11 protein-coding genes are annotated in these 12,880 nt (G+C 75.1%); 8 read left to right on the top strand and 3 right to left on the bottom strand.

Annotated elements, in window-relative coordinates:
* Window positions 1-73: 73 nt before the first annotated feature.
* From ACWEO5_RS35370 to mtrA, 3 genes are read right to left on the bottom strand one after another with little or no spacing between them, the layout of a single operon-like run.
* The gene (locus ACWEO5_RS35370) at window positions 74-1,927 is read right to left on the bottom strand and encodes an LpqB family beta-propeller domain-containing protein (RefSeq protein ID WP_452166217.1); all 1,854 of its coding nucleotides are present in this window, start codon (window positions 1,925-1,927) and stop codon (window positions 74-76) included.
* Entirely contained in the window at window positions 1,902-4,004 is a 2,103-nt protein-coding gene (gene mtrB / locus ACWEO5_RS35365) for an MtrAB system histidine kinase MtrB (protein ID WP_452166216.1), read from the bottom strand. Before mtrB ends, ACWEO5_RS35370 begins: the two co-directional genes overlap by 26 nt.
* A 2-nt stretch (window positions 4,005-4,006) precedes the next feature.
* Window positions 4,007-4,684, bottom strand: a complete 678-nt coding sequence (gene mtrA, locus ACWEO5_RS35360) for an MtrAB system response regulator MtrA (RefSeq protein ID WP_030459579.1) — start codon at window positions 4,682-4,684, stop codon at window positions 4,007-4,009.
* Between the two features lie 227 nt (window positions 4,685-4,911).
* On the opposite strand from mtrA, the gene ACWEO5_RS35355 reads away from it, so the two are divergent.
* From ACWEO5_RS35355 to ACWEO5_RS35320, 8 genes are all read left to right on the top strand, one after another.
* Window positions 4,912-5,982 (top strand): glycerophosphoryl diester phosphodiesterase membrane domain-containing protein, encoded by a 1,071-nt coding sequence (locus tag ACWEO5_RS35355; protein ID WP_452166215.1) that lies wholly within the window; start codon window positions 4,912-4,914, stop codon window positions 5,980-5,982.
* Window positions 5,983-5,986: 4 nt separating this feature from the next.
* The gene (locus ACWEO5_RS35350; protein WP_452166214.1) at window positions 5,987-6,664 is read left to right on the top strand and encodes a DUF4129 domain-containing protein; all 678 of its coding nucleotides are present in this window, start codon (window positions 5,987-5,989) and stop codon (window positions 6,662-6,664) included.
* On the top strand, window positions 6,661-7,896 hold the full coding sequence (locus ACWEO5_RS35345) for a DUF4350 domain-containing protein (protein WP_452166213.1): 1,236 nt from the start codon (window positions 6,661-6,663) through the stop codon (window positions 7,894-7,896). The genes ACWEO5_RS35350 and ACWEO5_RS35345 overlap by 4 nt, the downstream gene beginning before the upstream one ends.
* Window positions 7,875-8,879 (top strand): AAA family ATPase, encoded by a 1,005-nt coding sequence (locus tag ACWEO5_RS35340; protein ID WP_344559308.1) that lies wholly within the window; start codon window positions 7,875-7,877, stop codon window positions 8,877-8,879. The genes ACWEO5_RS35345 and ACWEO5_RS35340 overlap by 22 nt, the downstream gene beginning before the upstream one ends.
* A gap of 71 nt (window positions 8,880-8,950) precedes the next feature.
* A complete protein-coding gene (locus ACWEO5_RS35335; protein WP_452166212.1) occupies window positions 8,951-10,264 on the top strand; it encodes a DUF58 domain-containing protein in 1,314 nt (437 codons plus the stop codon).
* 78 nt (window positions 10,265-10,342) lie between these two features.
* Entirely contained in the window at window positions 10,343-10,801 is a 459-nt protein-coding gene (locus tag ACWEO5_RS35330) for a hypothetical protein (RefSeq protein ID WP_452166211.1), read from the top strand.
* 65 nt (window positions 10,802-10,866) lie between these two features.
* The gene (locus ACWEO5_RS35325) at window positions 10,867-12,096 is read left to right on the top strand and encodes a sensor histidine kinase (RefSeq protein WP_452166210.1); all 1,230 of its coding nucleotides are present in this window, start codon (window positions 10,867-10,869) and stop codon (window positions 12,094-12,096) included.
* Complete coding sequence (locus ACWEO5_RS35320; protein WP_452166209.1) at window positions 12,093-12,773, top strand: response regulator transcription factor; 681 nt, start codon at window positions 12,093-12,095, stop codon at window positions 12,771-12,773. Before ACWEO5_RS35325 ends, ACWEO5_RS35320 begins: the two co-directional genes overlap by 4 nt.
* Window positions 12,774-12,880: the final 107 nt, after the last annotated feature.

Below are 12,880 nucleotides of genomic sequence, written 5' to 3'. Positions count from 1 at the left end.
CCACCGCCCGGCGCGGGGCGGTGGCCGGGCGGCGCGGCGCGGCGGCGGCCGGGGAGGCCGGAGTCGGTCCGGGTCAGCCCGGGTAGATGAACGCGCTGGTCGCGGACTTGCTGGGCACCTCGTGCCACTGGTTGTCCTTGAGCCGGTAGAGCCCGCGCTCGGAGGAGGTGAGCACGGCCGGGCCGGACGGGCTGGTCGGGTCGGTCGACAGCCGGGCCTCGGTCGCGGAGAGCGCCGTCATCGACTCGCCGCCCTGCAGCGGGGAGTCGGTGGACTGGGAGCCGTCGGTGCCCAGGAAGTGCAGCTGCTGCAGCCGGTCGGTCTCCTTGCCGAGCACGACCAGCTGGTCGGTGTCGCCCCAGGAGACGGCGGCGACCTCGGTCAGCTGGGGCACGATGTCGCGCAGCGCGGTGATCCGGGCGGTCGGCTCCTCCGCGGTGCCGCCGTGCTCGACCAGGCCGAGCGCCAGCGTGGTGGGGCCGTCGCCGTGGTTGAGCAGCAGGGCGATCCGGGTGCCGTCGGAGGAGATCCGCAGCGACTGCACGGTGCGCCCGTCCAGCCCCTCGACCTGGACGGTGGCGACGGTGCGGTCGCGCACCATCAGCACCCGCGGCCCGGCCGGGTTCCGGTCGACCAGCCAGAGGTCCTGCCGCCCGTCCCAGCTGGGCGAGGCCAGGCCCTTGTCGGCGGAGGGGGCGCCGCTGTGCACGATCGACTCGCCGTACTTGGCGCCCTCGGCCAGCTCGGCCTCGACCAGGTCGTGCCCGTCGGCCCCGATCACGGCGGCGACGGCGGCGTCCCGGCGGACCGCGACGGTGCCGGGGTGGAACTGGCCGGCCTGCGGCACCTGGCCGAGCACGCCGAGGACGGGGGTGGGCGTCCCGTCCTGGAAGTAGCGGGTGAGCCGGCCGTCCGCCAGCTGGATGAACGCCTGCGCCCCGGCGTCGGTGCCGGCCAGCACGCCGGGGGCGACCAGCGCGGCCTCGGCGCTGCTGAGCGAGCAGCCGCCGCCGCTGCCGGTCGACAGCTCGATCCGGTCCAGCTTGCTCTGCTGGTCGGCCAGGGTCTCGTAGAGCTGCTGGGCCATCTGCTTGCAGGCGGCCGGGTCGCCGCCCTCCAGCTTGACGGTGGCCACCCGGTTGTCGCCGATGACGGCGCTGCGCACCCGGACGCCGTCCAGCTCGGAGGTGACCACCGGGTCGAGCCAGCGGGACGGGCCGGCGGCGGCCGCCTGGGCGGCCTCGGTCAGCGGGTCTATTCGGCGGCGCAGGTAGATCGGGTCGGGCACCAGCACCTGGGCGCTCTGGGAGCGGGTGCTGGAGGGGTCGGCGGCCGCGAAGAAGTAGCGGTGGACCGGCTTGTAGGTGTTCTTGAAGTTGGTCTGGTCGACGATCAGGCCGTCGGGCAGGCCGCTGATCCGCCACTCGCCCTTGTCGGGGCCGTCCGACTCCTTCACGAAGGTGAAGACCTGCCGGTAGGTGTCGCCGGAGTGGAGCTGGTAGGTGTGCTGCTCGTCCAGCGCGGCGACCTGCTTGCCCTCGATGGTCAGCCGGACGGTGGTGGCGTCGTCGGCGATGGAGGGGCTGCTCGGGTTCGGGGCGCCGGCCAGCACCACCACGCCCGCGTCCGGCCGCCAGGACGCGGCCGCGCCCTCGGTGAGGTACTGCTTGGCGGTGTCGTAGTTGGCCTGGTCGGCGTTGGAGGAGTCCAGGAAGCCGGTCAGCAGGTTCCGGGGGCTCTCGCCCCGGTGCGGGGCGACCGGGTAGACGTGCACCTGCAGGCCGTCGGCGGCGTTCTGCGAGACCTCCAGGCGCTGCGGGGCGCCGCCGGAGGGCATCGCCACGCAGCCGGTGGCGGCGGTCGCCAGCAGCACCGCCCAGCCCGCCGTGAGGAGCCGCCGGTCAGTCGTCCTGTCGGTCCTGTCCACCGGCGGTCCCCTCCTGGTCGGTGTCGGCGTCCTCCGGTGCGGACGGGGCCGACTGGGTCGGACGGCCGCGGTCGACCACGACCTGCGCACCGGTGGCACCGTAACCCGAGACGTCCGAGGGGTCGGAGACCGGGGCGGCGGTGGGCCGGCCCAGGCCGGGGCCGATGCTGAGCACGCCGCCGAGGCCGGAGCCGAAGGCGTGCCGGTCGGTGTCCGGGGTCTCCGGGACGGAGGTGGACTCGCCGCCGGTCAGCGCGGTCGCGCCGCGCGCGGTGCGGCGGTAGGGGGCGCCCGCCGAGGACATCCCGCGGTTGTACCGGGAGTCCTCCGGCTCCAGCCGGAACGGGGCCCGGGAGATCTCGCCGCCGCGGGTGCGCGGCAGGGTCAGCCGGAAGTGCGAGCCGCCGCCGGGCTCGCCCCACGCCTGCAGCCAGCCGCCGTGCAGGTGGGCGTCCTCGACCGCGATGGACAGGCCGAGGCCGGTGCCGCCGGTGGTCCGCACCCGGGACGGGTCGGCCCGCCAGAAGCGGTGGAACACCCGGGACGCCTCGCCCGGCTTGAGGCCGATGCCGTGGTCGCGCACGCCGACGGCGACCGCGCCCTCGGCCGAGCCGAGCCGGATCACCACGTCCCGGCCCTCGCCGTGCTCCAGCGCGTTGACCACCAGGTTGCGCAGGATGCGCTCGATCCGGCGGCCGTCCACCTCGGCCAGCACCGGGTTCTCGGCGCCGCGGATCAGCACCGCGCTGCCCTTGGCCCGGGCCAGCGGGTCGGCGGCCTCCACCACCCGGGTCACGATGTCGCGCAGGTCGACCGGTTCGGCGTCCAGGATCGCCGCGCCCGCGTCGAACCGGCTGATCTCCAGCAGGTCGGCGAGCAGCGACTCGAAGCGGTCCAGCTGGTCCTGGAGCAGCTCGGCGGAGCGGGCCGCCATCGGGTCCAGGTCCTCGCGGCTGTCGTAGATCAGGTCGGCGGCCATCCGGACGGTGGTCAGCGGGGTGCGCAGCTCGTGCGAGACGTCCGAGACGAAGCGGCGCTGCACCCGGGAGAGCTCCTCCAGCTTGCGGATCTGCGCCTGCAGGCCGTTGGCCATCCGGTTGAACGATTCGCCGAGGCGGGCGATGTCGTCGGTGCCGGTGACCTTCATCCGCTCGTCGAAGTGGCCGGCGGCGAGCCGCTCGGAGATCCCGGCGGCCATCCGGACCGGCGTGACGACCTGGCGGACCACCACCCAGGCGATGCAGCCGAGCAGGATCACCAGGAACAGCCCGGCGGTGGCCAGGGTGCCGATCACCAGGTTGAGGGTGGAGGTCTCCTGGTAGAAGGAGAAGACGTAGTACAGCTGGTACGGCTTGCCGTCCGGGCCGGTGAACTGCTTGCCGATCGCCAGGCCCTTGTCGTCGCCGGGCGGGGTCTGGCTGTTCGGGGCGCGGTGCAGCTTGACCGGCTGCTCCTGCGGGTTGGTCGGGTCGGCGGCGACCTTGGCGCGCAGCTCGGGGGTGATCGAGTCGGGCAGGATCGTGCCGGAGTAGCGGGCGCCGCGCAGTCCGGCGCTGGGGGCGCTGACCTCCTGGTCGTCGGGGGCGAGGGCGATCACCGAGTAGACGCCGGAGCCGCCGGAGGCCAGGTCGGAGACCTGCTTGGTCAGCCAGGCGTTGATCTGGTCGCGGGTCGGGTCGGCGGTCGCGCCGGCCTTGGCCTGCAGGTTGATCGCCTCGTTGATCTTGTCCTGCTCGATCTGGAAGCCGCCGAGGGCCTGCCCGTGCGCGGACTTCTGCTTGGCCTCCAGCAGGCCGGTGCGCACCTGGGCGACCACCACCACGCCGAGCACCAGCACCACGACGAAGGACAGCAGCAGGGTCATTGCGACCACCCGCAGCTGGATCGAGCGGCGGTAGAGCGCCAGCACCCGGCCCACCGGGTGCCGGAAGGGGCGGACAAGCGGTGCGAGCAGCACGGCCCACCACCGGCGCCGGCGCGGCCTGCCGGTGGTGGAACTCAGCACGTCCCCGCGCACAGCGTTCTCCCCGCCGGACCGGTCGTCCGACGGGGAGTGGTCAGCCCCGGTCTCGCTCATCCTCAGCTGGGCCCGGCCTTGTACCCGACACCGCGCACGGTGACGACGATCTCCGGGCGCTCCGGGTCCTTCTCGATCTTGGAGCGCAGGCGCTGCACGTGCACGTTGACCAGGCGGGTGTCCGCCGCGTGCCGGTAGCCCCAGACCTGCTCCAGCAGCACCTCGCGGGTGAACACCTGCCAGGGCTTGCGGGCCAGCGCGACCAGCAGGTCGAACTCCAGCGGGGTCAGCGGGATGCCCCGGCCCTCGCGCTTGACCGAGTGCCCGGCGACGTCGATCACCAGGTCGCCGATGGTCAGCTGCTCGGGGGTGGGCTCCTCGGCCCGGCGCAGCCGGGCACGCACCCGGGCGACCAGTTCCTTGGGCTTGAACGGCTTGGTCACGTAGTCGTCCGCGCCCGACTCCAGGCCGACCACGATGTCGACCGTGTCGGTCTTCGCGGTCAGCATGACGATCGGGATGCCCGACTCGGCCCGGATCTGCCGGCAGACGTCGATGCCGTCCCGTCCGGGCAGCATCAGGTCGAGCAGTACGAGGTCCGGCTTGGTCTCCCGGAAGGCGGCCAGCGCCTTGTCCCCGTCAGCGACGAAAAACGGCTCAAAACCTTCACCACGCAGCACGATGCCGAGCATCTCGGCCAGTGCGGTGTCGTCATCGACGACGAGGACACGTCCCTTCATGTCTCCATCTTCTCATCACGCGAATGTGACCTGCGCCGCACGGGTGCGCCGTTGCGCTCTCCCGACTGCTCGCCGAACCAGTCATACCATCGCAAAGGTTGTGGCTCGGATGCCTTGTCCGGACCGTTGTGGATCAGCAACGGGATACCCCTGGGGTACGCGTGCGCACCATGGCACGATAAGCACCCCGAAGCACCCGAGCCAGGGTGCCCCGACGAGGAGCGTCGATGACCGAGACCCCGGGTTGGACCTCACCCGGTTCTCCCGAACCACCGTCCGGCGGCGCCGGAACCGGCCACTCGGCTCCCCCGGCACCCGCCGCCCTCCTCGCCCCGCCGACCGCCCCGGCCGGAACCGCCGCTCCGGCCGCTCCGGCCGGGAAGGGCGGCCCGGGCATCGGCCTGATCCCGCTGCGGCCGCTCGGCTTCGGCGAACTGATGGACGGCGCGTTCGCCCTGGTCCGGCGCAACTGGCGGGCCGCGTTCGGGCTCAGCCTGGTCCTCGCCGTGGTCCTCCAGGTGATCCAGGCGAACATCGACTGGTGGATCCACGTCAACGGCACCGAGCCCGCCGCCCTGTTCTCCGGCAGCTACCTGTGGCCGCTTGAGGTGTTCTTCGGCGTGCTCGCCTCCGGCCTGATCGCCCCCGTGGTCGCCGACGGGCTGCTCGGCCGCGACACCTCGCCGGCCCAGGCGTGGGCCCGGGTCCGCCCCCGGCTCGGCCGGCTGCTGCTGCTCTGCCTGCTGCTGGCCGGGATCACCGTCGGCGCGATCGCCGTCGCGGTCGTCCCGCTGTTCGTGCTCGCCGCCGTCAGCGACCAGCCCGCGCTGGTGGCCCTGATGGTGCTCACCCTGCCGCCGGTGGTCTGGCTGGCGGTCCGGCTGACCCTGGCCGTGCCCGCGCTGGTGCTGGAGCAGCAGCCCGTGCTCGGCGCGGTCAAGCGCTCCTGGCGGCTGACCCGCCGGGCCTGGTGGCGGATCTTCGGCCTGCTGCTGCTGTTCCGGATCTGCCTGGGCCTGGTCGGCGCCGTGCTGCTCGTCCCCGGCGAGATCGCCGCCATGGTCGTCGAGGGGGTGGCCGGCGCCGCCAGCGACGGCGGCGCCGCGATCGGCATCGCCGTCCTCGCCGTCTTCGGCATCGTCGCCGGCACCGTCACCATCCCGCTCGGCGGCGCCCTGGAGGCCCTGATCTACACCGACCAGCGGATCCGCCGCGAGGCCCTCGACCTGGAACTCGCCCGCACCGCCGGCCTGCCCGGCTACGGCCCGTCCGCCGCGGCCACCCCGCCGGGGGCCTGACCGCATGGGATTCCCGGGGGGAGGGGCGCTGCTCACCGACGGCGCCCCCGTCGAAGTGCCGCGCGACGCGGCCCGCGAGGCCGCGCAGGAGGAGCTCCGCAAGGCCGTCTACCACCAGCACGAGCCCGGGCTGGTCCAACGCTGCTACGACTGGATCAGGGAGCAGTTCAGCCGGGCCCTGGACGACATCGGCGCGCCCCTGGGCGGCAGCGGCAACGCCGCGCTCGCCGTCCTGCTGGTCGTCCTGCTCGTCCTGGGCTTCGTGGCCTGGCGGCGCTACGGCGCACCGCGCCGGGCCGCCCGCTCGGGCGGCACGCTGTTCGCCGGCGCCCAGGGCCCGCGCAGCGCCGCCGAGCACCGCGCCGACGCCGCCGCGCACGCCGCCCGCGGCGCCTGGGAGGACGCCGTCCGCGAGCAGATGCGCGCCCTGGTCCGCGGCCTGGAGGAACGCACCGTGCTCTCCCCCCGCCCCGGCCGCACCGCCGACGAGGCCGCCGCCGAAGCCGGCCGCGCCCTGCCCCAGCAGGCCACCCAACTGGCCTCCGCCGCAAGGCTGTTCGACGACGTCGCCTTCGGCGAACGCCCCGCCGACGAACGCGCCTACCAGCTGCTCGCCGACCTGGACCGCACCCTCGGCCGCACCCGCCCCCAGCCCGTCCCGGCCGGCGGAGGAACCGCATGACCACCACCGCCCCACCCCCCGCCACCGCCGAAACCGCCGAGACCGGCTTCGCCGACGGCGCGCCCGGGCCCGTCCCCGCCCGCACCGGGCGCTGGCGGCGCGCCCGCTGGTGGGTGCTGAGCGTCCTGGTCCTGCTGCTGGCCGGCGCCCTGGTCGCGAGCATCCCCGGCAAGTCCGTCTACTACCCGCTCGACCCGCGGGCCGGCGACCCGACCGGCACCCGCGCCGTCGACCAGCTGCTCCGGCAGCACGGCATCTCCTCGCGCACCGCCTCCGGCACCGACGAACTCACCGACGCGCTGCACGCCGAGGACACCACCGTCGTCCTCACCTACCCCGACGAGCTCGCCTACCAGCACCTCGCCGAACTCGCCTCGATCACCCGCGGCGACCGCACCCGCCTGGTCCTGATCGCCCCCGAGCAGCCCCTGCTGAACGCCTTCGCCCCCGGCGTCACCGCCTCCAGCTACCCCACCGGCAGCTACACCGCGCTCTCCCCCGACTGCACGCTGCCCGAGGCCGTCAACGCCGGCCCCGCCGCCGTCGACGGCCAGAGCTACGAGGGCCGCCCCGGCGACACCGCCTGCTACCCCGCCGGGAGCCGCACCACCCTGGTCAGCCGCACCCGCGGCGACCAGCAGGTGATCGTCCTCGGCAGCGGCGACGCGCTCACCAACAGGGCCCTCGGCCACGACGGCAACGCCGCCCTCGCCCTCGGCCTGCTCGGCGCCCACCCGAACCTGGTCTGGCAGACCCTCGACCGCACCGGCCGGCAGGCCGCCGACGCCGACGGCCCCCGGGGCATCACCGACTACATCCCGGACGGCTGGTACTGGGGCACCCTGCAGCTCGTCGTGGCCGGCCTGTTCGCCGTCGCCTGGCGCGGCCGCCGCCTCGGCCCGGTGCTCACCGAACGGCTCCCCGCCGTGGTCCGCGCCTCCGAGACCACCGAGGGCCGCGCCCGGCTCTACCGCCGCGCCAACGCCCGCGGCCACGCCGCCGAGACGCTGCGCCGCGCCGCCCGCCGCCGCACCGCCGCCGCCCTCGGCCTCCCGCACACCTCCCGGGATCCCGACCCGGCCGCCCTCACCGAGGCCGCGGCCGCCCGGCTCGGACGCCCCGCCGCCGACCTCCAGCACCTGCTGTACGGCCCGGCCCCCACCGACGACGCCGCACTGCTGCGGCTCGCCGACGACCTCGACGACATGGAATGGCAGGTACGACAGCCGTGACCGACCAGCTGCTCAAGACCGTCCCGGCCCCGTCCGGCGACGCCCGCGCCGCCCTCACCGGCCTGCGCGAGGAGATCGCCAAGGCCGTGGTCGGCCAGGACGCCGCCGTCACCGGCATCGTCGTGGCCCTGCTCTGCGGCGGCCACGTCCTGCTGGAGGGCGTCCCCGGCGTCGCCAAGACCCTGCTGGTGCGCACCCTGGCCACCGCCCTCGACGTGGAGACCAAGCGGATCCAGTTCACCCCCGACCTGATGCCCGGCGACGTCACCGGCTCGCTGGTCTACGACACCCGCACCGCCGAGTTCTCCTTCCAGCCCGGCCCGGTCTTCACCAACCTGCTGCTCGCCGACGAGATCAACCGCACCCCGCCCAAGACCCAGGCGTCCCTGCTGGAGGCCATGGAGGAGCGCCAGGTCACCGTCGACGGCGAGCCCCGCAAGCTCCCCGAGCCGTTCCTGGTCGCCGCCACCCAGAACCCGGTCGAGTACGAGGGCACCTACCCGCTGCCCGAGGCCCAGCTCGACCGCTTCCTGATGAAGCTGATCCTCCCGCTGCCGACCCGCGACCAGGAGTTCCAGGTCCTGTCCCGGCACGCCAACGGCTTCGACCCGCGCGACCTCGCCTCGGCCGGCGTCCGCCCGGTCGCGGGCGTCGCGCACCTGGCCGCCGCCCGCGCCCAGGTCGCGAAGCTGACCGTCTCCCCCGAGGTGCTCGCCTACATCGTCGACCTGGTCCGGGCCACCCGGCAGTCGCCCTCGCTCGCCATGGGCGTCTCCCCGCGCGGCGCCACCGCCCTGCTCAACACCTCCCGGGCCTGGGCCTGGCTGGCCGGCCGCGACTACGTCACCCCCGACGACGTCAAGGCGCTCGCCCTGCCCACCCTGCGCCACCGCGTCCAGCTGCGCGCCGAGGCCGAGATGGAGGGCACCACCGCCGACAGCGTCATCCAGGCCGTCCTCGCCCAGACGCCCGCGCCCCGGTAGCCCGCCCGGGCCGGGTCCCCGCGCCCCGGCCCCCGCCGACCCCACCCCCAGAAAGCGAGCCCAGCCACCCCATGGCCCTGACCGGCCGCACGGCCCTCATCGCCGCCCTCGGCGCCCTCCTGGTCGGTCTGCTCCTCCCCTCCTGGACGGGCATCGGCGCGGTCACGCTGCCCCTGCTCGCCGCCGTCACCGTCGACCTGCTGCTGGCCGCCCCCGTCCGCCGCCTGGGCCTGGAACGCTCCGGCGAGCCGACCGTCCGCCTCGGCGAGGCCACCAGCGTCGACCTGCTCGTCAGCAACCCCTCCGGCCGCCCGCTGCGCGCCCGGATCCGCGACGCCTGGTACCCGTCCGCCTGGGCCCCCGGCACCGCGACGGCCGCCTCCCGGCACCGCGTCACCGTCCCGGCGGGCGAGCGCCGCCGGCTGAGCACCGTGCTCGCCCCCACCCGGCGCGGCGACCACCACTCCGGCAGGGTCACCGTCCGCTCGCTCGGCCCGCTCGGCCTGGCCGGCCGGCAGGCCACCCTGGACGCCCCCTGGCGGGTCCGCGCCCTGCCCCCCTTCGCCAGCCGCAAGCACCTGCCCTCCCGGCTCGCCCGGCTGCGCGAACTCGACGGCCGCACCTCGGTCCTGACCCGTGGCCAGGGCACAGAGTTCGACTCCCTGCGCGAGTACCTCCCCGGCGACGACGTCCGCTCCATCGACTGGCGCGCCAGCGCCCGCCGCAGCACCGTCGCCGTCCGCACCTGGCGCCCCGAGCGCGACCGGCACGTCCTGATCGTCCTCGACACCGGCCGCACCTCCGCCGGCCGCGTCGGCGACGCTCCCCGGCTGGACGCCGCCCTGGACGCCGCCCTGCTGCTCACCGCCCTCGCCACCAAGGCCGGCGACCGGGTCGACCTGCTCGCCCACGACCTCCACCGCCGCGCCGCCGTCGCCGGCCGCTCCCCCTCCGAGGTGCTCCCCGCCTTCACCGAGGCGATGGCCCTGCTCGAACCGGCCCTGATCGAGACCGACCTGCGCGCCCTCACCTCCACCGCCCTGCGGATGGCCCCGCAGCGCTCCCTGATCGTCCTGCTCACCGGCCTCGACGCGCACCAGATCCAGGAGCACCTGCTCCCCCAGGTCCCGCTCCTCACCAAGCGCCACGAGGTCGTCCTCGCCTCGGTCGCCGACCCGCGCCTGGACGAACTCGTCCGCGCCCCGCGCATCACCGTCGAGGACGTCTACGGCGCCGCCGCCGCCGAACAGACCCGGGCCGACCGCCGCCGCACCGCCGACCTCCTCACCCGCCGCGGCGTCACCGTCCTGGACGCCCCGCCGGAGTCCATCGCCCCCGCCCTCTCCGACGCCTACCTCGCCCTCAAGGCCGCCGGCCGGCTCTGACCCCCTACTCCGGTACGGGGTCCGGAGCCCGCTCCCCGGTGTGACGACCGCGGCGCCCCCGTTGCCTACCGTCGAGCCATGACCACCGCCTCCCGCTCGCTCGGCCGAGCCGCCGCCCTGCTCCCGCTCAGCCTGGCCCGGGGCGCCTCCGCCCTGACCGGCCGCCGCCCCCGTCGCGCCCGCACCCTGCTGCACGCCGCCGTCGGCCTGCCGCTCGGCGCCCTCGCCCTGGTCGCCGTCGGCGTCGAGGTGCTCCTCGTCCTCCGCGGCCTCCTCTACGGCTTCGTCGAGCCCGGCCCGTACGACCATTCCTGGGGCGGCCCGAGCCTGGCCGGCGCCTGGCTCGCCCACGCCGCCATCAGCCTGCCCTTCGCCGCCGCCGCCCTCGGACTGCTGTGGCTGGTCGCCGAGTTGGACACCCGACTGGGCGCCCACCTGCTGCGCGGCGAGCGCCCCGGCGCCTGGGCCTGGCCCGCCGCGCTGGCCGCCTGCGCGGGCGGAGCGGTCCTCGTGGTGGCCTGGGTCCACCAACTGTGAAGCCCGCCCCCGCACCGCGCCCGACGCGTAAACTCCGGGCGGTACGAACGAATCGGGGGATTCCGGTGCACGGACGGCGGGGCGGCTCGCAGAGCCTGTGGTGGGCCGCGGGGCTGCTCCTGCTGGCCGTGCTGGGCGCCTTCGACGTGGCCCAGCACTACCGGTCCGCCCACCTCACCAACGCACTGCCGCTGACCCTGCTGGTGCTCCGCTGCGCCCCGCTGCCGCTGGTCTGGAAGTGGCCCCGCACCACGACCGCCGCGGTCTCCGCCGCCGCCTGCGGGACCGGCTCGGCCCTGCTGGTCCCGGTCGGCCCGAACGAGCCCTGGCCCTGGCCGGTGACCTCGATCCTCGTCCAGTCCGTCACCCTCGTGCTGCTGGGCCTGCGCCACCCCGGCGGCACCCCCCGCCGGCGCCGCGCCCTCGCCGCCGGCTGGACGGCGAGCCAACTCCCCGGCGCCGCCCTGGTCGCCCTGCTGCCCGACCGCGGCGGCCCGGCCGACCTGCTGCCGTTCGCCGTCGTCTCCGCCGCCGCGGCCCTCGTCGGCGAACTGGCCGGCGCCCGCGCCGAGACCGCCCGCGACCTGGCCCGCGAACGCGCGGACTCCACCGCCGAACGCGCCCGCCGGGTCCGCCTCGAAGAACGCGCCCGCCTCGCCCGCGAGTTGCACGACGTCGTCGCCCACCACCTGTCGGTCGTCGTGGCCCGGGCCGACAGCGCCCCCTACCGCGTCCCGTCCGCCGCCGCCGACCAGGACGTCCGCGAGGAGCTCGCCGCCATCGCCGAAGAGGCCCGCAGCTCCCTCAACGAGATGCGCCGGGTCCTGCGCCTACTCCGCGAGGACGCCCCCGACACCACCGAAGCCGCCCGCACTCCCCTCCCCGGCCTCGCCCAACTCCCCGACCTGGTCGCCGGCGTCCGGAGCACCGGCGCCGACGTACGCCTCGAATCCTCCCTGCCGGACCATCAACAGGTCACCCCCACCACGCAGTTGGCCGCCTTCCGGATCGTCCAGGAAGCCCTCACCAACGCCATCCGCCACGCCCCCGGCGCCCCCGTCAGCATCACGGTCACCCAGCACGCCGCCAGCCTGCACCTACGCGTCAGCAACGCCCGCCCCCCGGCCGGCGCCACCACGGCCGCCACCCCCGGCTCCGGCCACGGCCTGCGCGGCATCAAGGAACGCGCCGCCACCTGCGGTGGCACCGCCGAAGCCGGGCCCACCCCAGACGGAGGCTTCCGGGTCTCCGCGACGATCCCCACCAGCCCCGACAGAGAGAGCGCCCCCCAGTGACGATCCGCGTCGTGATCGCCGACGACCAGCACATGATCAGGGCCGGCTTCCGGGCCCTGCTCGACTCCGAACCCGACATCGAAGTGGTCGGCGAAGCAGCCGACGGCGACCAGGTCCCCGCGCTGGTCGCAGCGACCCGCCCCGACGTGGTGCTCATGGACGTACGCATGCCCACCGTCGACGGCCTCACCGCCACCCGCGAACTCCTCACCCCCCGCCCGGACGCCCCGTCCCCCGCCCCCCGGGTCATCATGCTCACCACCTTCGACCTGGACGAGTACGTCTACGAGGCCCTCCGCAGCGGAGCCAGCGGCTTCCTCCTCAAGCACGCCCCGCCCGGCGAACTCGCCCACGCCGTCCGCACCGTGGCCGACGGCAACGCACTGATCGACCCCCAGGTCCTCGGCCGGCTCGTGGAGGACTTCGTCCGCTCCCGGGTCCCCCTCGTCCCGCGCGACAGGGCCTCCGGCCTCACCGAACGGGAGACCGAGGTCCTGGTCCTCCTCGCCCGGGGCCTCTCCAACACCGAGATCGCCGCCCGACTGGTGGTCGTGGAACAGACGGTGAAGACCCACGTCAGCCGCATATTCGCCAAACTCGGCGCCCGGGACCGCGCCCAGGCGGTGATCTACGCCTACGAAACGGGCCTGATCGTCCCGGGCGTCGGCCCGCAGTAACTCCCCGGGAACGCGAAAAAGCCCCCCGACGTCCCGTCGGGGGGCTTTCCCACAATGATTGTTCGGCGGCGTCCTACTCTCCCACAGGGTCCCCCCTGCAGTACCAT

Source organism: Kitasatospora sp. NPDC004272, from assembly GCF_053603035.1.
The sequence above is the reverse complement of the archived record's forward strand: the minus strand, read 5'-3'. Positions and strand labels throughout refer to the sequence as shown.